Consider the following 23,500-nt stretch of genomic DNA (forward strand, 5'->3'; position numbering starts at 1 on the left):
TCTAGGTAAAAAATAAACCTCGTATTTTGAACAAAGTTTGATCAAAATACGAGGTTTCACCTGTTTATTGCTATTCACTTTTTAAAAAAATGTCGGATTATTTCGGAAATTGAATCTTCAACTAAAGCACCCGTTAGTTGAGGAAGACTTACTTACTGACTTAGCAACCACACTGTCTACTAAGCAGTTTTATTGTGTAATAAATAAATTAAATTGAATGACTATTACTATTGCAAGTAACATTATTACCCCTTCGCTAAGAGTTAGAATATATTGTTTGGGGTTCTGCGAATATTTCCTCTCAAAAAATGCTCTTACAGGATAATCTAATCCAATGCAGAAAATTGGTATTAGTAAAAGGTAATTTGGATAATTTTCAACTATCACCAATATATTGGTAATTATAATTGTGATAATAGAAGTAATTCTGATACCCCAATCAATTTTCCTGTGCAGATTGTTTATGTGGTTGTAAGAAAAAAAGGAATTTTTTTCTTTTTCAATCTTAAGTACTTTTTTCAAAAGAAGCTTTACTACCACATTTAAACCAAACACTATCAACACAAAGAGTGCCAACTTTATCAAGAACATATGATCCTCCCGTTATTAAAATGACCTACTCTATAGTTGTAAAAGTAACTTAGGAATCTTCCACTAAAGCACTCGTTAGTTAAATAAAATAGCAGGTTAATTTGTCGACTTCTTATGTACCCATTTATTTCCAAACTTCCAAATATAGAAAAAAGTACAAGTAAGAATTGCACCCATAATCATCCCAATTACTGTTAAGTTTATTCCTGTCCCCGTGTTAGTACCATCTGCACGAAAAGATGCATTAGCATATATCGAGACGCAAACGATAATGAAACCAATCCATTCAAAAATCTTAGTTCTCATCACTCCCCCCCCTTATAAATAAACTATAACATAATTTACCAATTAGAAGCTCCCCACCTTCTTCAACTAAACTGCCCCGTTAGTTTAACAACATAGAAATCCAAAAACGGTCTGATGTATTTAATAAACCCACAACACTTGAAGCTATTTCCTCAAAATCGTCTTCTGTTTTTGCATTCTCAAAATCAAACCATATTCCTTCTTCATCAACTGATTTTGCTCCTAACCTAAACCGATTGTTTAGATGATGAGTAGTTGCTTTGTTTGGTGGGATTTTTTCTCCCCAACTCATAGTTACACCTTCTATTGGACACGTTTCCAATTCAACTCCAAATGAACCACCCAATCTGTTGAATTGGATAGTAATTAAATCTATAATCTTTTCATTTGTCCGTCTAAAGTGAGGAAACGAGCCTTTAAATTCTTGTTTTCTTAAAGCCGGTATCACAATTTTTTTCAAGGCATTATCCATCATTTTTCTTTGATTCGATTCCATTTTTTCTCCTTTCTCAGGTTAATTTGTTCAACTAACCTGCCCCGTTAGTTCAATAAGAAAAAAAGCTGCCTAAGCAGCCCAATGATTTTTACTAAAGCACCCGTTAGTTGAAGAAGGGTAAAGATGAACAAGCATTTGTTGGTCAAAATAATAAAAGACCGTCACAGAGTAACCGGATCTGTTTTGAGGTACAAGTAAGCAATTACTAAAAAGAGTCCTGATTCTTTTATGAATCGGACTCTTTATTTTTCTATATGTCTAAGCATTTCCGCCGTAAAAAATGATTGCGGTTTATAATTCCTTTTCGGTTGTGTTTTAATGTTTTGTGCACCTAAACAGAACCTGTTAGTCACAGCACAGTAATTTCTTCAACAAAAGTCCCCCTCAAGTGTTTTCATAATCACTCTGAGTTCTAATGCTAAGTAAAAGGAAATTGGCGATTTGATAAACATTGTTCGACCAAAATTGCCCTAAGCAGGTCGAATTTAGTGAGCGCTAAAAAGGTATAATTTATTGCTTAAAGTAAAAAATATAATGGATGTGATACTTGATAATAATTGGATTAGGGAAGTGAAGAATTGAAGGGAAAGTATGTTTTAGTGTTATCTACAATTATTCTTGTAAGTTCCATTTTCCATGTTGGATTTAATGTATTTGCTGATAAGGGACGTCGCCATTACGAACAAACTGGGGAAGTGGTGTGGGATATAAAAACGGAAGAAAAAATAGTAGCTCTTACATTTGACGACGGTCCCCACCGAAAATATACTGCTGAAGTTTTAGATTTATTAGCTAATTACGATGCTAAAGCTACTTTCTTTATTATTGGAGAAAATGCAGAAAAATATCCGGAACTTGTATTAAGAGTACACAATGAAGGGCATGAAATAGCAAATCACACATATACACATCCTTTAAAAACAACAATCACAAAATTAGAGAAAGAATTAAAACAGACCAATGAAACAATATACAGTATTACGGGTTCTTACCCAAAGTTGTTTCGACCTGTTGGCGGGCAATATACAGATGACATGATAAAGTTGGCTGTGGACAAAGGATACACAGTTGTAATGTGGTCATGGCATCAAGATACAGAGGATTGGAAAAACCCCGGTGTTAAAAAAATCGTCAATAAAGTATTGAATGTTACAAAGCAGGGCGACATCATTCTTTTCCATGATGGTGGCGGTAATCGTAAACAGACGGTGAAAGCACTTAAGGAGATTTTGCCTGAACTTCAAAAACAAGGGTACAAATTTGTAACTATTTCTGAACTTATTGAGTATAAAAATAACGAATAAAAGTGGTTGAAGCAGAAGGTTTTCCATAATTTCCACGTTATTAGGGTTATATAGGTAACCTTCCGATTTTCCCCTTATTCAACTAACCTGCCCCTTTAGTTCAATAAGAAAAAAGCTGCCTAAGCAGCCCGGTGATCTTCAACTAAAGCACCCGTTAGTTGAATAAGCTCTAACGACTATTTAACAGGTTATTTAATTTAATTAATGCTTCATTTATTTCTTTTCTTAGTTGTTGTTCTGATATTTCGAATGGAGTCTCTTGTCCAGGAAGACACTCATGCCAGTAACAATCTGCTGATTCAAATACCCCATTCAGAATTTCAAATAAGGGTTTGCCCATTATATCATCCGATCCTTTAAACACTTTAAAATATTGTGTTTGAAATTCATCTGCTGACATCTTCTCTTCTAAAAAATCCACCATCAATTTTTTGTATTTGTTTACGTCCATTTTTCCCCTCACAATAAGTAACTTTTAATTTTCTTCTCTCTACTGCTTTACTTGCTTTATTATTGTACTAAACTGCCCCTTTAGTTCAATAAGAAAAAAGGTTCACTCCTTATTGAAGTAAAGCACTTCGTTAGTTGAATAAGATTTATTCGTCCTCAAAGTCATCCTCGGCCTCTTCTTCTGATATTAAAATAATAAATTCTTTCAAATTAAGGGCATATTCTTCAAGTTCTACATCTTCGTGATACCAAATATAAATCTCATTCTCCATTCTTCCGTTATTTACTTTAAAACATAATTTATCTCCCGAACCATCTTCACCGATTGAAATAAGGTCTTTCGACATATCTTCTTCTCTGACTTCGTTGTTTTGTCTAACAACATCATCCCAAGTCTTTCTTGAATTTCTATGGTCTTTGATAGGATAAAGTGTCCATTCACCTATTTCTGCATTATTGATTAACTTGAAAAGTTCCTTATATTGTTCTGGGAAGACTGCATCTAACTTATTTTCTGTTGCCTTTATGTCTGATTCATCAACGCCTATTTTCCTTGTATGTATTAGTCCTATTACATCTTTCATTAAATAACCTCCCTGTTAGTTTTATGAAATATCCAAATTTTATAATGCATGTCCTTGTTCAACTAACCTGTCCCGTTAGTTCTATAAAAAAAAGGGCTGTTTAAACAGCCCGATGAACTTTAACTAATGCACCCGTTACTTTAAAATCACTTTCCAAGATTTTGAGGATTCTCAACATATAAGCCTAACACATACCCACAATTCGAGCAGTAAAATGAGGAAACCTATTGCAACAGCTGTGCCGTCTTCTGATTATTAAAAATACCACCTATTTAGAATTCGTTGATCCAGCCATTAGTTACCGAAAAAATCTGTTGTGTATCTCTATTACGAATTTTGTACATGGTCATAAAAATAATCCATCCTTTCTCTCTCTCAATAGATGTTTCCATAACTTATCTAATAGTTTTGACTATATAATATTCCTTTTAATTAATACGAGAATGTCTCATAATAGGATTTAGGGACTATTTAGAAGGAGATAATAAAAAGGAGATTGTGCCTATGAATCTATTTAGTTACGAACTAACAAGATTAGTTGATGATTATTTCAAGTGTGACTGTCCTAAACTGAAGTCTCAGATACGGGAAGATATTCAATTGTTAACTGATGCTTTTATACAAACCGAAGAAAACAAACAACTTATATAATAATCCAGTTTGCCTCACACTTCCTTTTATGATGACAGTAAGCATTATGGTGAGGGCAAACCTCCCATGTAGAATTATAAGGTTTTGTATAAAAACCTAAATTATCGAATCGTATTACGCTTACTTCCTTTTCCCCAAGAATTTTAGGTCCTATTTCAACATTTCCTTGTTCAACTAACCTGCCCCGTTAGTTCAATAAGCGTTAATCCTGCTCGGATCAACACAACTTTATTTCAAAACTACAACTCAGCAGTGCTATCTTTATTCAAATATAATCATTTTTGACGAAAATGTCCGGATATTAATGTTTGAATTTTCAATCTTAAAAGGGGTTAATTATGAAGTATATTGCACATATACGTGAAAAAGATGGAGACATACAAACAGTTCAAGAACATTTAAATGCTGTTCAAAAATTATGTGAGAAATATTGGGAAAAAATACAGATAAATTCAAAGAATATATTCGAGAAGCAATTGCGAATCCAGGAAATCCGCATCGAAAAGGGTCTATTGATCATTTAACTGCTGGCGGTAAATTACTTTATGACCAATCCCATAACTCCTGTCTGTAATGTTTCTTACAGAGCTGTATTTAGAGAGGAACTACAGACTGTGACAGGCTGAGCTAAAAATAGACAAAAAAAGAGCCCAGCATCAGCACAGCTCCAATTTCCTACTTTATGTTGTTACCATCCTCATCCACCTGATTTGTACCTCCACCATAATGCCATCCATTGGACTCCACAAACTCAATGAATTTATCAAGGAAATCATCTAGGTCAATATCTCCATTATCAGCAAATACACAGCCATCAATCTCTATACCTAACTGTTTTTTCTTTTCTAAACTGTAACTATCATCCTTTATATCCTGCTCTATCCTTTTTAATTTTTTTTCATAATTGGCTTTATCAATATATCCCTCATCCAATAGCTCCTCAAGTTTTTCCATTCTTTCCTGATGGTTAATAGGTATATTTTCAACCTCTATGCCATGCCTCTTATATATATTATCCCTCTTAGCTTTACAATCTCTATAGGTCATCTTATAATCTTGATACTCTTTAATGTATTTCTCAAGTTCTTCATCTTCCAGTAGCAAGTCAAACTGTTCATCAGTTAAAGCCATCTTTTACCCTCCATTTTGTTATCCTTCTAAAAATATACAATGATATTAATTATTTGTAAATGTATTCCAGTATACTGTAATTCTAAAAAGTTGAAAAAAGGAGAGCCAGCATATAACCTCAGCTCTCCCAACTGTTTACTTACTGTTACACTGTACATCCTTTCCAAGACCTCAGGCTGACATTCTACCATGTACATAGCAATCTCATAAGCCTCCATAGTTTCTCTCCCTGCATTAGCACTCTTACTCCTAAAACAACGGTTAACGAGTTCATACAAGAGCAGATCTTACTCCAAATATCCTTTTCTTCCATGTTATTCTTATCTTTATAAGCAACAAAATAAAGCCTAATGCAATCGTTATGGTCGTGGATTCACAAATAAGGTAAAGAATTGCTAGATAAAATTGAGGCAGTTGAATTAGGGTTAGAAAATTGTACCTGAAAAAGAAGAATTGAGTGAAGAAGCGAAAAAAGAACTCGAAATATTACAAGAAAAATTAGGAATTAAGGAAGTAGCTGCTACCACTCATTAAAATTTCCAATCAATTTTAAAACAGGCGAGTAAGAGGAAATTTTCTTCTACTCGCTTTTTATTATGCGGTAGCTTTGAAGTTTTAGTTTTTCTTGAGTAAGAATTTGAGTTGCTAAAAAGTAGATTGCAGTATGTTATTTTATAAAAAAATCGAACTGAAGAAGTAATTCACAGTGTTATATATTCATCAGTTCGATTTTTGATTAGAATATCTTTAAAAGTATATCCAATATGAATACGTTCATTCACGATTAATTAAGGATTGACTACTGTCTAAGTTTACTTTACAAAAGTTTAAAAATTCTAATAAATAAAAAGGAATTTAGAAAATATTGTAGAATATAACAAATGTAACACAATAATGGTAAAAAAATGGAGGCTGGAAATTATGAAAAAGAAAAAGAGATTATTGTCAGTAGCTACAGGATTTCTATTACTATTGAGTTTATCTTTTGCTACGGGAGCAAGTGCCATGGACGATCACGAAGGTAATGGTCCTAAGCCTATCTGTACTAATAATGGACATTGCTACTATCCGTGAATACTTATTATGTGAACTAAAGCATCTCTTCGGAGGTGCTTTTTATTTTCTTGAAAAAGAAATTGAAGCATTTAGGCGCTCACAAATTGTGGGTGCTTTTTCTAGCTCATTAAGGTCGGTGGTCATTCTTGCAATACTCTAAGTTAAATTCGAGAAATGGAGAGTGATCTATTATCTTCGAGCTATCGGTTAAATAGTAAATATGATTGTGGAGGGTTGAAGGATGGCGAATGAATTCAAAACAATATCAATTGAAATAATTGGCTTAAACAAACCACCAACAATTAAATTAGATGGCGTCAATGTAACCTTTGAATAAATAAACCTCGTATTTTGAACAAAGTTTGATCAAAATACAAGGTTTTACCTGTTTATTGCTATTCACTTTTATAAAAATATTTGATGATTTCGGAAATCGAATCTTCAACTAAAGCACCCGTTAGTTGAACAAGAAATATTCATTTTTCAACTCTAACTAAAGTTTTTCGGGGATTTCAATCTGGTCAATATCAAAGTTGTTTGAGGAATTGAATAGGAAGAAATTAGAGATGGTGTGAGCCTTCTCTTTTTTGGTGCAAATAAACAAGCCCTTCCACAAATCAGTGGTTGGACTTTACATATTTATATACATCTCAAGCAGTTCCTCGACACGATTACGCAACCTGACATTCAGATACCTTCGATGCTGCTCGTATCCTCCATAATAGAAAGCGTATTCCGTACATGCGTCGTCATTTATGATTATTATGAATTTTTTATTCGTAATTGAACTCTTTGATTTTAACAATAACGCAGAAGAAAAAGCCTTCTCAAATTTTTTTTATAAACCTCATTTACTTTTGGTACGGTTCACCGTTTCACTCGAGATGCGAATTTTTATCTCAAAGAAAAGAACAACCTATTTGGATGGTTGTTCTTTTCGCATATTATGAAGTTCAATTATACGCTTTCACTTGACGCACTCGTCCAATTACAGATAACAATAACAAAATCAATGTGACTAGTAGATAATATCGATAGTAACCTCTGTCAAGGGATTGTTGTGTAGTACCTATAAAGTCCATAATACCCCATTTGTTTAGGGGACCCAGATACCACATTAACATAAATACCACTTGGAATAGCTTTCCATTCCCCGACCATACACCTAAAGCTATAGCCAGCGTTGGAATAAACAATCCGCCTACTGCCATGGTCGTTAAGCTTTCCCACTCACCTGCGACAAGAAAATGAATCATAGCCCCACTGCCTGTCAAATAAGCAACGATAATTCCAGACATCCACAATACAATAAATTGATTTCGAACAGGATGCATGGCAGTGAAAATCAATTGATGGGTACGATGATACGTTTCATTCGTGCCCATTGACGACCAAATCAGAATTGGCCAAACCCAGGTAAAGGGTAAAACAAACTTTATTACGTCATCTATTGCCAACAATAAACCTAGAACGATTAAAACTAATGCGATCAAGTACCACCAAAAATGTAAGCCTTTGAGCATGAGACGCAGTTCCATGGCTAATGTCTTGATATAGCTGGATTGCCCTTGTGTATGATTATAAGGAGTTAACTTTATTTGAATGTCATTCCTAAGCACAGGCTTAATGTGTAGCTCAGCTTTTCTAAATTCTTTGTGTTTACCTTTTATATTTATTTTGGATGAACGTGTTAGATCAAACCGATGAAAGAAGATTGAAGCCACTACTACAATCACTACCGCCACGGCTAACCAAATATAACGTTCTAAAAACATCTGTAAAGTCCAGTTTACACCGTTCCAGTTGTATGTTAATAAATCTTCCTTCAACGGACTTATACCAGAGATATGGCCCCCATCGTTATGAGGAAGCCTCGCATTCGCCTCGCTCGACAGCCTATTAAGGATCGGAGAAAGGCCGAGCATATCCTGGCTTGAATGAATCGCCGTTGTAGAAAATTTAAGAGAAACGCCCCATAAAATAAAATAAATAAAATTGCCAATTCCCTTACGTAACAATGGTACAGATTCAAAAAGTATGGCAATTGAAGCCACCAAAGCCATAGTCGGCAATGTAGAGTAAAGAAATGGAAACAATAGATTCACCAAATCAATCGTATAAGCTTCCCCTCTAATCAGTTGCATGGCAATAGCAGATACAATTAATACAGCAACATAAGTCATCAAGAGAGCTAAGTTACTCCACATTTTGCCCATGGTGTATATCCATCGGGTAATTGGAGTCGTTGCTATTATTTGTCCCACCCCAGTTTGCATATCTCGCTCAATCGCATTATTCACGAGAAAAAACGCTGGTAGGCTTAACAGCATTGAGGCTAATACAGCTATTGCACTGCCGACCCAAGCGGAATTATATATGCCTCGTATACCGTGTAGCGATAAAGTTAAATAATTGTCATTACTTGAAGGAATGTACTTAAACACAATAAAAATCGATACTAGTACTGTAATCAAAAAGCTGTATCTACGGACCCTTTCTAAATAATCAGCTTTCATCATATGAAATAGTATACGAAGCGATGTCATGCTTTCGCCTCCTGCTTATTTGCCGAAATGTAATACAAATACGCATCCTCCAAAGTCGGTGTCACCAAGCGACTTTCTGCTGAAGGCTGAATATCGGCGATGACTCTCACACGCACTCCTTCACTGCTTTGAATGGTGCTGCTGATTAACAATTGTTTGCGCACTTCCATCCAAGTATCACTCGGTATCAACCACTCCCATACTTTTCCCTCCACCGCTGCCAATAATCTGCTCGGAGCAGCCTGTATCACGAGCCGTCCTTGATTAACAATAGCAATATCTGTTGCGGTCGCCTCGATGTCGGATACGATATGGGTTGATAGGATAATAATTCGGTCGCCTGATAATTCAGATAATAGATTGCGGAAACGAATACGTTCTTCTGGATCAAGTCCAACCGTTGGCTCGTCAACGATTAATAGCTTGGGGTCGTTCAATAAGGCCTGAGCTATACCTACACGTTGTTTCATACCACCTGAAAAACTATTTAACGGTTTTTTGCGAACCTCATAAAGATTGACCAAATGAAGTAACTCTTCAATTCTCTTTCTTGCCATTTTATGATCCAACCCTCTAATCGCCGCTAAATACTCCAAAAACTCAACTGCATTTAAATGAGGATATACGCCGAAATCTTGCGGCAAATAACTTAATATGGCTCGTACAGAATTGGGATCTTTCGTAATATCAATCCCGTTCCAACTCACCTTACCCTCGGTAGGCTTAGTAATTGTTGATAAAATCCGCATCAATGTAGACTTCCCAGCACCGTTGGGACCTAACAATCCCAAAATGCCTGTGTTGATCTCCAGCGATAAGTCACGAAGCCCGTAAAAATTCCCCTTATATTTTTTACTCACGCTTTCAATAATAAGCTCCATAAATTACCTCCTGATTATCTTCATGAAAAATCCGTAATCCGTAATGGGTAATATTGGTAAAACTACTTGATTATTTAAATCTTAATCTGCAGGTTCTTTTTAAGCAATCGTTATTTAAAATAAACTTTTTGCTTTCCCACTATGCGTAATAAGCGATTCGCGGCAGCTTATCATCACTAATGCGAAAAATCACTTATGGCCCAAATTTGCTCGCCACGGAGCTCAGTAATTCGCCACAATGTATGCATTTGATCACGAAAAAAGAACTCCCTAGATTCAAGGAGTTCTAATTAATACCTATAGAAATAGATTCCAAGTCACCATGGACACCCTTGCGTTAAGCTAACTACTACTTCTGTCTTCGTAGTTCGGGACTTACACCCTATATACTACGCCCATGCTGGGCGCACAAACAAAAAAGACCGTCAAATGACAGTCTTTTCTTCTTCAACTAAAGCACTCGTTAGTTGAAGAACTTTTCCAGGATATTAGCTACACCATCTTCATCATTTGAAGTTGTAATTTCTTTTGCAATACTTTTTAATTCGTCAATCGAATTGTCCATAGCTATTGGAATTCCACATAGCTTAAATAAACCTAAGTCGTTAAAATCATCACCGAAAACCATTGTTTTTTCTAATGAAAACTCTAATCTTTCAGCAAGATTTGCTATTGCAGATTCTTTTGAAATACCTAATCTCATTATTTGTGTAAGTTGATTCGAGTCCGTATTAATCACTTCTAATTTATCACCGAACTTTTTAGTAAAGTCTTCTATATTCTTTAAGTTTGAAACAAGTATTTTGGTTGGGCTTTTTAATTTTATTTCAACAATCTCAATAATTTCAGGATTCTCAGAAACCTTAGTAAATGAGCGATAATCAATATCTTTATAACTGTACCAAGTATCATTGACTTCAATAGAAAATAAGTGTTCAGGTTCATTGGTAATTAAGTATTCAATAATTTGTTGATTTATAGTTGAATCGATAGAATAATGTTCGTTTAATTGTAAGGGGTTATTAATAATTAATGCACCATTATAAAAAACAATAATTGCTACTTCATGTAATTCCTTTGGAAGAAACTCTTTTACTGTTCTTGGAGGTCTTGCTGTTGCAATTATGATTGGTATTCCAAGTTTATGTATTTCTATTATTGAATCTAAATTTCTATTACTTACTTTCTTATCAGAATTTAATAATGTACCATCCAAATCCAATACTACCGCATCTACTTTATTTCTATCCGTTAAAACTCTCATAAATACCTCCAATTTTTTCTACAAGTTTGGTAGTAATTAATATTCTCTATCTAATAAATTTTCCCTCTTCTTGTTCAACTAAACTGCCCCGTTAATTCAAGAAGAAAAAAGAGCTGCGTATGTAATATTTGAAAAACGATTGATTAATATTTAGCGAGAATACTCAATTTTCCAGGTAAAAATAAACCTCGCATTTTGAACAAATTTTGATCAAAATATGAGGTTTCACCTGTTTATTGCTATTCACTTTTATAAAAATGTTTGATTATTTCGGAAATCGATTCTTCAATAGGGATTTGGTGTTATTCGTGAGATAGTTATAAACGATTTAAAAAAGGCAGGGTTTAAGTAATTGTACTTATTCCTTGCCTTTTTTTTATGTATCAGTCCTCGTCCTTACTTTTTAACACCTGTTCCGTTCCGTTTTTACACCCAACACTATAACCAGTATCATAAGCTAACTTCATAATTAAAGTTTCTTCTTCCGTTAAATTCCTGTCTATGGAATCCTCAATATGATTCTTTGTTGCTAAAGTCATATCACCTATTGGTCTTGAATAGAAATGGTTATGAAATAACCAATCTAGGTATTTAATTCTTTCCCCATTATCCATGTTTTTCATTAGTTCAATCATTTGTTCACTGGTCATTTTTTGCATAGCTGCGTTGCACTTCCTTCCCTAAAAAGTTCCTAGAAAAATGGTGAAATTTTTTTTAATGATTTTCTATATTCTATTTTACCAATAACTCGGTAACATAAAGAATCTGATCAAAATTATATAGTCTACAAAATACATCGAGGAAGTCTCTAGATTTTGTTAAGGCGTCTTTTCCATACATAAGTTAAGGTAATAAAGATGTAGATGCAAAGTGTAATGATCGTTACGATGATAGATGTCGTAAAAATGATTCCGATTAGGATCGTAATTAAAGCGATGATCGCAGCCCAAGTCGTATATGGGAACCATTTAACTGTATAGGCACTTGTTTTTCCAGACTGTTGTTTACGTGATTTTAAATGAGCGAAGGCAATGATTAACCAGATGAATAATACGGTATATCCCAGTGATCCCATCAGGAAATCGAAGGTCTTGCTTCCAGCAAATAAGGAAATCAGTACACCACCATATAAAGCGGAAGTACACATTAATATTGCGTAAACAGGCACTTTCTTCTTGGATAAACGTGAAAATATTTTCGGAATGCGACCGTCGATGGCTTGTGTATACAGAACGCGAGATGAACCATACAATCCAGAGTTCATTGATGAAATAATCGCTAGTAGAACAACGGCGTTCATAATATGGTCAGCACCTGGAATCCCTATTTTTTGAAAGACCATCACAAACGGACTTTCAGGCACCCCGTTTACTTCATTCCAAGGAATTAAACTAACGATGATGGAAAATGGAATGATATAGAAAGAAATAATCCTGACCAATGTACTGCGAACAGCTTTTGGAACCACTTTTTCGGGATTTTTCGTTTCTGCCAATGTTACCCCAATAATTTCTGTACCACCATATGAATAGATTACCACCAGCATCGCTGTGATTAAACCTGTTGATCCATTCGGAAAAAAACCACCATGGTCAGTCAAGTTAGAGAAACCAATTGCTGTATGATCACCAAAAGTCACTAGCAGTAACAATAATCCAGCTATGATGAACACAATGATGACGGTAATTTTAATTAAAGCAAGCCAGTACTCCGTTTCAGCAAAAACCTTTACCGATAGCAAGTTGATCGCTGTAACTAACACCGAAACAGCTAATGCCAGTATCCAGATTGGATATTCAGGCAGCCAATATTGAATGAAAATAGCCGCAACGACTGATTCTGCGGTGATGTTCAATACCCACATTTTCCAATAGATCCAATCCAGGAAATAGGCAGGATACTTTCCTAAAATAGATTGGACAAGATCCCTAAATGTTCTTGCACCGCAATTGCTGACTGCCATTTCAGCTAAACCTTGCATGATGAATAATAGGATGATGCCCCCTATCAAGTAAGCAATTATTACGGATGGTCCTGCCATATCAATGGCTGAACTGCTTCCTTTAAATAAACCTGCCCCAATGGCACCGCCTAATGCCATCATCGTAATATGTCTTGAAGTCATTGTCCTCTGTAAATTCTGTTTGTCGGTTTCCATATCCTAACCTCCCCAAAAATCAAAAAAGGCATATCGTCTCTTCCTTCACAATCAAATGAAGAAAGAGACGATATGCCTTAAGCTTACCGCGGTACCACTCTTATTGGCTCTTTACGAACCCTGCTTTAAAAACCTTGTAACGAAGGTCAATCGTTAAAATTAGAGAATAGATTAAATCTAAACTTTCACTTTACCACTCCTAGGCAAGTTCAAAGTATCATTGGACTGCGTTGCACCAACCCGCAGCTCTCTTTACCGAATAATGAGCTTTTACTACTCCTGATCTTTGTGTTTTGAAAACTATATCTGATTTTTTTATAATATCCCATACTATACGGATTAGAAGTGAATTTGTCAATAATTATTTCAGAATAATATTTTTAACGAAACAATCTTGGTAATATGTGGTGAAATAGCTAAATAAGTCTGCAAAATGCTATTTCCGAAAAATATTATACCTAATCCTTTGGGAGTTACGAGTGGCAATAAGGATTCAGAAGGTGAATCAATTAACGTGACTGGGTTCACAATTAACCCCTCAATAAATTTGATTAATATAACCAATCTTATATTCAATGTTTTTTTCATAATAATCCCCACTGATAATACGAGTCACTCCTCACTTCTTTTCCCTGTCGGATGATTCGTCATGGACTTTAGGCAACTAAAAAAAGACCGCCTTTGACGATCTTCTCTTGTTCATGGGCATGATTATTAAACCAAGATTATCCAGTAAAATATTGAGCGATTAGCAAATTCTTCAAATTACCCTTCATCTTCAGTCAATAAAATTAGATCTTCATTAAAAATAAACTGATTTATATAATCAACAATTCCTTTTTCGCCGTAGTATGGTATGTCACCTTTCATACCTATTCGTTCTTGAGAGTTTAGAGGCTTTCATTCGGAAATTTTTTTTGATAATGCGCAAGTGCAATTAGAGGGAAAATATATCGATAACTATGATAATGAATATAGAAACTGCCAGCCATTCCCTGTCCTTTTGGATAAGAAGTTGTCCAGTCATCTTTGTCATTATTTTCTAAAATATATTTGATGCCGGATATTATTCCTGGTGTGAGTTCGTCTTCAGCAGCAATCAGCGCATCCAATGCCCAGGCTGTATGAGTTAACGTACTGGCTCCCAATGGAACGTACGTCTTCATTTTATCACTTTTACAAGACTCTCCCCATCCCCCATCCGAATTTTGAATATCACGAAGCCATTTGACTGATTTTAGAATAGAAGGATGGTCCGATGATATACCTGCTGCAACAAGCCCGGTTATAGCAGCCCAAGCACCATAAATATAACATATGCCCCATCTGCCATACCACGATCCATTCGGTTCTTGATGATCGAATAACCAATTTACACCTAACTTGATAGAGTCGTGACTCTTCTTTAAATCGGTGAATTTCCCGAAAAATTCCAATGTTCTTCCTGTTAAATCTGCACTTGATGGATCTGCGAGTAAATATTCAGCATCTTCAATTGGAATCATAGACAGAATGCTTTTATTCACACCTTTTTCGAATGATGGCCATCCTCCATCATCATTTTGCATTGAAAATACCCAGTTGATTCCTTTGTCCCAAGATGTATGGACCTTGGGTTTTTTAATGACAGTTTTGCAAATTGACCTTAAGGATGCAGTAGTATCATCAATATCAGGGTTCATTGTATTTACATTTGAGAAACCCCATCCCCCTGGAAGACTATGTGGACTGTGTATGACCCAATCCCCATATTTATAATGCTGTCGTGTTAATAAAAATTGGTTTGCTTTTTTTATAACGGGATCTAATTCGGAAACGCCTGCTTCTTGCATGGCATAACTAATTAAAGCTGTATTCCATACCGTTGCTGTGGTGAATTGCATATGAGTCTTCCCATCAACTTGGCATTTCATAGACTTTAAACCGTTTACCGCATGAATGATTGTGGGATGGTCTTTCTTATATCCAAGGGAAAGCAACGCGAAAATTAGCAGAAATGTCGAACTGAAGTAACTGTATAAGGTGCCATCTGGTTCAATTCGTTCCAGCATATACTGTTTTGTCTTATCTACTGCAAGTTCCTCAATTTGCTTTGGCAAACCAATTAGGTCCTCAATTCTTTTTTGAATGGATAAAAGAAAAGGACTCCATTCATTTGAGAGGATTCTTGATAAATATTCTTCATCCCACCTGTTGTGGTTCAAAATATATAAATCTGAAATGTTTGGACTTTTATTTGTTTTAATTATGTATTTCTTATCAGCGAGAATCATGAGTGGAGCGATATTTGCCCTACCAAAGACAGAAAAGTCGAAAAAGTTCATTGGGAATGAGTGTGGTAGTAAAACAAATTCTGTCGGGACAGTAAAAATTTTTGACCATGAAAATTGCCCAGTTACTGCCAGCATAATTTTTGTTAGTAAATTACTTTTGTCTATTCCCCCATTTGATAAAATAAACTGTCTTGCTACTTGCATTCGTACATCATCGTGAGAACAATAGCCGGAATATAGAAGGGCGTAATAAGCTTCAATCGTGGCAGCTACATTACCGTCATCTTCTTCATCATAAAACAGCTTCCAAGCCCCACTATCTTGTTGTTCGCTTAAAATCCGATCTACTAGTTCCTTTATTAATTTTTCATCATCAATAGTTAATGAACGCAATAAAATAATCATATAGGCATCCGTTGTAATACCTGTTTCAAAAGGATAATCCCAAGTTCCAACTTCAGATTGATCCTTCTTCAAGATGCTTATAATTCGATTAATTTCGTCTGATAGGGTACCGTTCACAAAATTCGTCCTTCCTATAGCATAAATTCAATACACCTAAACATATTCGTTTAGTTTTTAAAAAATGCGAGGAAGTGATTAAGGTCTTTAGTCGGAATCCAAACCATTAATCCCAAGAGAATAGGAATAATCAACTTCATTCTTTTCTAAGTAGCGATAATGATGGTTATCGCTACTTAGAAAATTTTAAAGAGAATTAAGTTTGGAATTTATATATCTAAACCAATTTCTTAATTTAGTTATAACATCATACTGATATAAAGGCGTTTTAAAAGAGCCCAATTCGTATGTGAATTTGGGCTCTTAGTTCAAAACTATGGTATTCCTGAAAACCATCTCTATCTAGAATTACACTGGTACAATATACAAGATTTCCTTAGGATATAAAAAATGTATAAATTAAAGCGTTTTTATATTTTGTCCCCAATTCCAGTCATATCACAAAAAGAAGCAGTCAGATTCAGTTACGAAAATGACTGCTAATTGGTGCTATTTAATTTTTTGTACTCGAAAACAGAACCCGTTAATTGCTTTTACCTAAATAACTAAGTCACTACGTTTTATAATAATTAGCTAGTAAAAAACTCAGTCATGCTTGAATCCGCTTCCTCTATGCGGCAGAGCATAATCGTTACCGCCCATAGACTTCAAATTCATAAATATTTGCTGTTCCTGTTTCCGCATAATTTTGCGGCGTTGTAATATAAAGTCTTACATACCTTGCGGTGGATTTCGTTATATACCTGTCCGTGCTGTTCGAAACGTTTCCTTCTACTGAATCTAGGTCAGTCCAGGTAGTTCCATCCAGACTTCCCTGAAGCTTATAATTTTTTGTATTCAGGGATAAGGTATCTCCGCCTTCTCCAGCATGCTTTACTACCCACCTGCTTATATCATAATTTCCTCCAAGATCGACCATCAGCCATTTGTCCCCGGTCGTATTGGAAGACCACTTTCGGCCGCTCTCAGCCGATCCATCTACTGCCTTGGACGGTTCGTATCCCACCACACTTCCGTTGGCTGTAATCTCCTTATTCAGAACCAAATTTACCGAAGCTGGATCGAAAGCTAAAGTGGTAACTTTTAATGGACTACTGGCCACTGAAACATTTCCTGCTGTATCCCTGGCTTTTACAGTAAATTGATAGGTCTTTTTTTTCTTCAGCCCTGTCACTTTAAAGTTCGTACGCCCTGTTGTAGATCCAATCAGTTTTTTTCCATTATATATATCGTAGCCTGTAACACCTACATTACCCGTAAAATTATCTGTAGCTGTATCCCATGACAGCATTGCCATCTTGTCTGTTACTACTTTCGTCGAGACATTGGTTGGTGCGGTAGGCGCTTGTTTATCTGCTGCAAGTGCATCCGCAGTGTAATTATTTATGGTCCAGGTAGTTACCGTACTTTTTTTCGAGAAGTCTCTTCCATTTATTACCACCCTATCGGCATAAACATCTAAAATCAAGCCTTGACCTGAATCCTTAATAGCTCCATCTCTCATCATTGTAAAGTACTGTTTGTTATAGAAAGTACCCGGTAACGTGAGAGGATAATGTATATGTCCCGTTAAGAAAACGCTTTGAGGATATTTTCCAATTATGTCCTTTAACTTTTGATCCTGTACCTCATCGCTTTGATAAGGATCCCAAGGATATTCCTCATATACAGTATTATCTAGTGGCTGATGAAGGAAGAGAAATATGGGTTTGTCTTTACTTGCATTCTCCGCCAACTTATCGCTTAACCACTTCATCTGGGTATCCGATATATATGCACTGTCTTTATCATCAGTCTCCGTTGCCAAATAGATGAAGTGGTATCCGCTTATCCACTTATCATAATAAACACCTGGCATACCAGTATGTGTCAAAAATCTGTTTTTAGCAGTTTCAAATCCTCCCATCCACCTTACATCATGGTTCCCTAAAATCAAGTTGCGATCAAGTTGAGGATATTTGTTCATTGTTTTCATTAATGTATTATATTGTGCATCTGTGCCATATTCAGTAAGATCTCCACCAATGCTAACGGATTGCACATTATTGCTAACTGCTTCCTGCAATGCATTGTCAAGTCTGACATCTGCGATATCCCCTTGTACATTTGCATGTGTATCAGAAATGGACATAAAGCTGAATTTATAACTAGTATCCCTGTCAGGTGTTGTTGAAGCAAGAACCGTAACATTGATGCTTGTTGACAATGCTACATTATCCGGATTTGTAACCCCAGTAGGCAGATCTACTGTTCCCTTTACCGTGAAACTCTGCTCGGTTTTTACGGACGGATCATAGCCTGATGCATCTATATTCCAGGTTACAGGTGCATTCAAATTACCGCCGTCGGTCACCATTACTACTGTGCTAGGCAATCCAAGGGCCACCACTGTAGGCGCTGTTCCGTTTACTACACCAGTAATCGCTGCAGGTGCTGTGATGTTTGTTAGTACCTTCGGCTTTATTTCTACTGGATAAGTTACTGTCTTACCGCGTACTGTGACGGTTAGTATCTGGCTTGCCACTGCAGATGAACTGTTAAATCCGCTTACGTCGGAAGCTCTGACTTCCTCCCCCCTAGTCGAACCGTCAATATAGGTGCCTGTGACTTCCATACCCGTGACATCAAGGCTCTCTCCAATACGGTATACAGTCTTTGCTGGTGTTTTTGTAAGCTCAATGCTGTTCAATGTCTTTGAAAACTGAAACCAGTTGAGGTTGGCTACATATGTTTTTCCCGCCGCTACCTTTACTACAAGGTATACATCATGAATTCCTGTAACGTCAGTAATATCGGTTGACATAGTTTTATAGACATTCCAGTTATCCGGTGCGGTAGCTGCGGTAGTAAGTGTCCCCACTTTTTTACCATTCGCGCTTGTCGGACCGTCAATCCATACTTCAATATTTCCCCCTGCATTTGATCCCTTAACTGAAAGTCTTGCACTAAATTTCGTAGCGCCATTAACGTCGCTACCAAAGTCAATATTGTTATATGCTAAATACTGGTTGTCATTAGTACCTCCTATACATTGTCCACCATCTGGGCAAGCTTCGACTTTTAGGTAGGCACCCGACTTGGAACTAAAGCTTTCTGCTTCTGTCAGACTATATGCATCGCTTGCTGCATGCACCGGCATATAGCCAACACTGGTGCTGAGCAGGAATCCAACTATCAGGATAAATGAAAATAATGACTTGTTAAACTTCGTTAAGGTAACCATAAACATCTCCCTTAATTTTTTTTATACGACGTAGTTTATTTTTTGAAAAAAGATTGATCAAATCCTTTAATCCTCTCATGTTGACCACATTTTCAGAATAAAGTTCGATCAAAAAACATTGATAAATCATGATTTATCAATGTTCTTATAAAATATGTACTGTATTCTAATCAATCTTTTTTATAAACGGTGCAATTTTTTTACAAACGGCCGAACATTATTTTAAGCCCCCCTACAGAATCAAATTTGCTTTTCTGCTTAATGGTAAGTGATAAATATTAATAGAGTGTAAATCTAATGTAAGCATTATGTAATATCCGATATATTGATATTATGTTATAACAATAAAATTCAATCCCTGGCCTCCTTAGACATGTCAATGGCTTTAAAATCTTCTATTCTATTTAAATACTCGTTACTACTACTTGTTTAAGGTTAGATGCACTTTCCTTAACTAAACATGAAAATAAGAAACGCCTGAAACCCATATATTTCAAGGGTTCATGAGGAGCATACCTGTAAATACAGAAAGCTAACGTCTTTTCTCAGACGTTAGCTTTTTTCTTTTTTCTTATTCAACTAAAGCACCCGTTAGTTGAACAAGACTTATTGTAGTGTTGACTTAAACTACGCACTAAAAGGATTACTAAGATAGGATGCATTTACTCTTCTCTCATATGAGTTTGAAAAAGTATTGAAAAATTGATACCAAAACTCTAAATGAGTCTTGGTATCAACGTTATGCAAAATGATGTCGTAATTCTATTATTTTCTGATTATGAATTTTGTAAACAGCTATAGTCTCAGGAGTTGTTTCTTCACCATTAGAGTCTATGATTCCAGTGAATCGCTCATGTACTGACACGAAATCACCTACACACGTAATATTTACAACTTCACAGTGTGCGTTAGGTGATGCTTGGAAAGCAGATTCATAAAACTTAAATACTTCTTCCATTGTTAATATTTTGTCGGTAGATGCATAACGGAAAGTACAAGAGTCATCATAATAGCTCTTGAATAGTTCTAGTTCTCCTGAATTATAGGCTTTAAGAGACTCAAGTACTACTTGGATCTTCTCAGTCATTTAATGTTCCTCCTTTCTTTGGTATTATAAAACCATTTAAAGTGAAATATTTTACCTTCAATTCTAGATTATATTATTAATTTCTAATTTGCACCAAATAGGTACTGCACAAGTTCGAACAAGATGTGTCGCACAGTTCAACCATACTACGCTTCTTCAACTAACCTGTCCCGTTAGTTTAACAAGGTTTAAATTATCCCTAACGTAATATCTTTTGAAACATTCTTGGTTGATGTTTTTCAAAACCTTTTATCAATTCTTTTCCAAAAATAGTGAGGGTCTCTTCCCACGGGTGTCCCAATAATCCCCATTCAAAATTGTTGTGAATAAAAAAGTAATAATCACCGTTTGGAAAAATAGGTAATGTCCATTCATCAAACTCACTTTTTGGAAACTCCAAACGGGGATTTACCCAATAACCTGGATGCTGCCAATCTACGGCATACATATATTCTATATTCATTCTTCTGTACGAGTTCTTGAAAAACAAGCAATGACTTATCCTCCAGGTCATTATAAATCTCATCATAAGTAACTGAATTTCCGGACCAATTTAAATACGGAGATACATCATAGGTGATAAATAGATTTGGAACTTCAAAAGATGGGAAGTTTGATATGCTTGGTTCAAAATTAAATTCATCATAATCCTATCCCATACCTCTTTCTATTCTAATGCGGATAATTCAATCCAATTTCCCATTTGAATAGCCACCTTTACGATGCTTTTATTGGGTGCATTATTTGCGTTAATACCGTGCATAAGAATGACTACTAGCATCTAATAATTAATAACAGTCCTATTTATTTAGTAAAATTATTTAATTAAAGTATAAGTAGCCAATTAATAGACAATAAATATTGTATAATTGGAGGGAAAGATAATTATGATAATAAAAAGTGATGATAAAATAATTTATTGCTACAATTGTCTTAAAAGAACCTTATTTACACGTAGAGATATGAACAATAATAGTGGTGTAGACAATCATTGTAGTGAATGTACGTTTGTTTGGTTTGAATGGCAAAATCGAGCAGTAGAGCGAGAAAAAGAAAAATGGCTTGAATATAATGGAGAATTAGTAAATAAAACTAGAAGGTCACTTTCAAATTACTCAGGCGTGATGTAAAACTGGTTAGGTATACTAACCGGTTTTTTTATTTGGCTCTGTTAAATTACGAAATGGCTATCGTTTTTCGTTTGAAGGTTGAGGTTTTAATAGGCTACGTTTTGATTGAAATATTATGAGTAAAAATAATCATTGTTTTGTATTGCATTATGTTCTATTATGATAACAGTCGTGAACTTTAAGTTCACTGACATATTGTAGTTTTGGCTTCCAATAATTTGGATTGTTAGTTTGAAGTTAATGTTTTGTCTCAGTCAGATTTATTGGGTGCCAAACCCTCGAGAACTCTTAAGGAACGAAGAGTTCTTCCAAAAAACACTATCTCTTATGAGATGGTGTTTTTTCTTTTAATGATATAGTGTGTTACATATAGCTCAGTGGGTGGCTTTCTTCTTTGTTTTTTACTCCGAGTGACCAAAAATAATAGCCCTTCCACAAAACACTTAACCCGTTCAATTATCTGGAACAAAATCTAAATTAAACATACAAAAAGAGCCCAAATTCGCATATAAATTGGGCCTAAGCATCCTATCGATTAGTCAATTGCATGTACTAAAGGCCACATGCGGACCTCTATTTTTTTTGAGAAATGCAAGATAGGCTGGCCACTTTCAACTTGAATTCCCTGGCTGGATAATACCGTGTTATGACTTATTTCTGCTTCTGCGTGCTGAAGCATCCATGGTTGATGCAAAATATCACATCGTAAGGGTACTCCCCTTTTGTTCAGTGTATATAAACAATAGCGCTCGGACATCCATTCATCAAAAGTGCCTTTAGCTGCGTGAAACGGTTCAGAAATTGGCCAATAGCTACAGAGCAATTTTGAATTATCGTCACTTAGTCTCCTGCTTTCATATTCAACGGTAGGTCCATTATGCTTCACCACAATATCAGCATATAAATATGGTAAGTGGTAAAATGTTTTAGCCGTCTTTATTGCAAGCAAATTGGTAGCATCCAGACTAAAAAAGTAAATGCCTGGCTTACCATCAATAGTTACATACGTTCGGACGTTGAGCTCAGGAAAGCGATTAGTACCAGGCAGAGGCGGCAAGCCTCGTAATCGTATGCCAGTCATATGAAATGGAACTACACCTATCCAGCCCATATCATTAAAAGAGTCTATCGCTAGCACATCGGGTACTAGTCTTCGTAACACCTCAAGTTTAATAGGATAGTGGGCAAATAAAAGGTCGTTCCAAGTCTGCTTCATCGTCCATGGTAAATGTGGTAGTGGCCATTGGCGATGACTGTCGTCCCATCGGGTTATTTTCGAGTCAATATTTTCTCCCATAACTAATCCACCGCTCTTCACCATCATTTACAAATGTAACTATTCTGCTACAGTTATCTCAATTAGAAAATCCTTGTTCTTACTTTAATAAAAAAGTGCAGTACACCTTACTTTTCCATAAAAATCGATGAATTGATTAGCCTTTTATATAATAGATCAAACCTAATAAAAATAAGAGGTTCAATAAAAAAGTCCCCAAAATGTGGAATCTTCTAGGGCATATAACCTTGCCCAGCACCTGCTGCACCCCAAGCAAAAAATCTCATCACGATTAACCTACCTCCATGTTATGCTTCGAAAGTTTAGTTAGTATTAGGAATCTGGAGTTAATTATACTTAAATAAATTAACTTCATCTTGCTGTTATATGCATATTGTATGGAAGTAATCGAATTAATTACAGCTAACCTCCACTCCTCCTCTGTTTTATGATTTATTAAGGAAGAGATTAAGAATGTTATTGATTAGTATTTTTATTGAACTGTCTTATCTCTTTTTTTTTTATAGAGGGAATAAGAATACCAAGCAGTTTATCGTTAACAATATTTTTA

Annotated in this window: 19 protein-coding genes, 2 pseudogenes and 1 other annotated feature; of the genes and pseudogenes, 4 read left to right on the plus strand and 17 right to left on the minus strand. The window is 35.5% G+C overall.

The window, feature by feature from the left end; genetic code table 11:
- Positions 1–189 precede the first annotated feature (189 nt).
- The 3 genes from MHH33_RS12925 to MHH33_RS12935 form a co-directional block, all read right to left on the minus strand.
- Positions 190–591, minus strand: a complete 402-nt coding sequence (locus MHH33_RS12925) for a DUF4181 domain-containing protein (RefSeq protein WP_016427915.1) — start codon at positions 589–591, stop codon at positions 190–192.
- A 96-nt stretch (positions 592–687) separates the two neighbouring features.
- Positions 688–897: a hypothetical protein gene (locus tag MHH33_RS12930; RefSeq protein WP_342541959.1), complete on the minus strand. Its 210-nt coding sequence runs from the start codon at positions 895–897 to the stop codon at positions 688–690.
- A gap of 79 nt (positions 898–976) precedes the next feature.
- Positions 977–1,393, minus strand: coding sequence for a DUF4304 domain-containing protein (locus MHH33_RS12935; RefSeq protein WP_342541960.1), 417 nt, complete (start codon positions 1,391–1,393; stop codon positions 977–979).
- A gap of 578 nt (positions 1,394–1,971) precedes the next feature.
- Between MHH33_RS12935 and MHH33_RS12940 the strand changes: the two genes are divergently transcribed.
- Positions 1,972–2,697, plus strand: coding sequence for a polysaccharide deacetylase family protein (locus MHH33_RS12940; RefSeq protein ID WP_016427918.1), 726 nt, complete (start codon positions 1,972–1,974; stop codon positions 2,695–2,697).
- A gap of 169 nt (positions 2,698–2,866) precedes the next feature.
- Here the strand turns inward: MHH33_RS12940 and MHH33_RS12945 are convergent, their stop codons facing one another.
- Together MHH33_RS12945 and MHH33_RS12950 are read right to left on the minus strand one after the other, a co-directional pair.
- Positions 2,867–3,148: a colicin immunity domain-containing protein gene (locus MHH33_RS12945; protein WP_016428150.1), complete on the minus strand. Its 282-nt coding sequence runs from the start codon at positions 3,146–3,148 to the stop codon at positions 2,867–2,869.
- Positions 3,149–3,293: 145 nt separating this feature from the next.
- Positions 3,294–3,731: an SMI1/KNR4 family protein gene (locus MHH33_RS12950; protein ID WP_016428151.1), complete on the minus strand. Its 438-nt coding sequence runs from the start codon at positions 3,729–3,731 to the stop codon at positions 3,294–3,296.
- Between the two features lie 989 nt (positions 3,732–4,720).
- Here MHH33_RS12950 and MHH33_RS12955 point away from each other — a divergent pair.
- Positions 4,721–4,929, plus strand: a pseudogene (locus MHH33_RS12955) (hypothetical protein); the annotation flags it as partial.
- Positions 4,930–5,057: 128 nt separating this feature from the next.
- Here MHH33_RS12955 and MHH33_RS12960 read toward each other — a convergent pair.
- The gene (locus MHH33_RS12960) at positions 5,058–5,513 is read right to left on the minus strand and encodes a hypothetical protein (protein ID WP_016427921.1); all 456 of its coding nucleotides are present in this window, start codon (positions 5,511–5,513) and stop codon (positions 5,058–5,060) included.
- 921 nt (positions 5,514–6,434) lie between these two features.
- On the opposite strand from MHH33_RS12960, the gene MHH33_RS12965 reads away from it, so the two are divergent.
- The gene (locus tag MHH33_RS12965; RefSeq protein WP_016427923.1) at positions 6,435–6,587 is read left to right on the plus strand and encodes a hypothetical protein; all 153 of its coding nucleotides are present in this window, start codon (positions 6,435–6,437) and stop codon (positions 6,585–6,587) included.
- Positions 6,588–7,522: 935 nt separating this feature from the next.
- On the opposite strand, the gene MHH33_RS12970 is transcribed toward MHH33_RS12965, so the two are convergent.
- The 10 genes and pseudogenes from MHH33_RS12970 to MHH33_RS13015 form a co-directional block, all read right to left on the minus strand.
- Positions 7,523–9,115 (minus strand): hypothetical protein, encoded by a 1,593-nt coding sequence (locus MHH33_RS12970; RefSeq protein WP_342541961.1) that lies wholly within the window; start codon positions 9,113–9,115, stop codon positions 7,523–7,525.
- Positions 9,112–9,996, minus strand: coding sequence for an ABC transporter ATP-binding protein (locus MHH33_RS12975; RefSeq protein WP_342541962.1), 885 nt, complete (start codon positions 9,994–9,996; stop codon positions 9,112–9,114). The genes MHH33_RS12970 and MHH33_RS12975 overlap by 4 nt, the downstream gene beginning before the upstream one ends.
- Positions 9,997–10,459: 463 nt before the next feature.
- On the minus strand, positions 10,460–11,260 hold the full coding sequence (locus tag MHH33_RS12980; RefSeq protein ID WP_342541963.1) for an HAD family hydrolase: 801 nt from the start codon (positions 11,258–11,260) through the stop codon (positions 10,460–10,462).
- A gap of 383 nt (positions 11,261–11,643) precedes the next feature.
- Positions 11,644–11,910, minus strand: coding sequence for a hypothetical protein (locus MHH33_RS12985; RefSeq protein ID WP_342541964.1), 267 nt, complete (start codon positions 11,908–11,910; stop codon positions 11,644–11,646).
- A 158-nt stretch (positions 11,911–12,068) separates the two neighbouring features.
- A complete protein-coding gene (locus tag MHH33_RS12990) occupies positions 12,069–13,418 on the minus strand; it encodes an amino acid permease (RefSeq protein WP_342541965.1) in 1,350 nt (449 codons plus the stop codon).
- A 60-nt stretch (positions 13,419–13,478) separates the two neighbouring features.
- Positions 13,479–13,714, minus strand: a binding site (T-box leader).
- Positions 13,715–13,784: 70 nt separating this feature from the next.
- The gene (locus MHH33_RS12995) at positions 13,785–14,018 is read right to left on the minus strand and encodes a hypothetical protein (RefSeq protein WP_342541966.1); all 234 of its coding nucleotides are present in this window, start codon (positions 14,016–14,018) and stop codon (positions 13,785–13,787) included.
- 290 nt (positions 14,019–14,308) lie between these two features.
- Positions 14,309–16,213, minus strand: coding sequence for a squalene--hopene cyclase (gene shc / locus MHH33_RS13000; RefSeq protein ID WP_342541967.1), 1,905 nt, complete (start codon positions 16,211–16,213; stop codon positions 14,309–14,311).
- A 631-nt stretch (positions 16,214–16,844) separates the two neighbouring features.
- On the minus strand, positions 16,845–19,436 hold the full coding sequence (locus MHH33_RS13005; RefSeq protein WP_342541968.1) for a carbohydrate-binding protein: 2,592 nt from the start codon (positions 19,434–19,436) through the stop codon (positions 16,845–16,847).
- A gap of 739 nt (positions 19,437–20,175) precedes the next feature.
- Positions 20,176–20,523 carry a nuclear transport factor 2 family protein gene (locus MHH33_RS13010; protein ID WP_340920448.1) on the minus strand — a complete coding sequence of 116 codons (348 nt, stop codon included), beginning with the start codon at positions 20,521–20,523 and terminating at the stop codon, positions 20,176–20,178.
- 199 nt (positions 20,524–20,722) lie between these two features.
- Positions 20,723–21,226 (minus strand): annotated as a pseudogene (locus tag MHH33_RS13015) (DUF2716 domain-containing protein).
- A 259-nt stretch (positions 21,227–21,485) separates the two neighbouring features.
- On the opposite strand from MHH33_RS13015, the gene MHH33_RS13020 reads away from it, so the two are divergent.
- On the plus strand, positions 21,486–21,653 hold the full coding sequence (locus MHH33_RS13020) for a hypothetical protein (RefSeq protein ID WP_342541969.1): 168 nt from the start codon (positions 21,486–21,488) through the stop codon (positions 21,651–21,653).
- A 535-nt stretch (positions 21,654–22,188) separates the two neighbouring features.
- On the opposite strand, the gene MHH33_RS13025 is transcribed toward MHH33_RS13020, so the two are convergent.
- Entirely contained in the window at positions 22,189–22,950 is a 762-nt protein-coding gene (locus MHH33_RS13025; protein WP_342541970.1) for a DUF2071 domain-containing protein, read from the minus strand.
- Positions 22,951–23,500: the final 550 nt, after the last annotated feature.

Source organism: Paenisporosarcina sp. FSL H8-0542, from assembly GCF_038632915.1.
Classification (GTDB): domain Bacteria; phylum Bacillota; class Bacilli; order Bacillales_A; family Planococcaceae; genus Paenisporosarcina.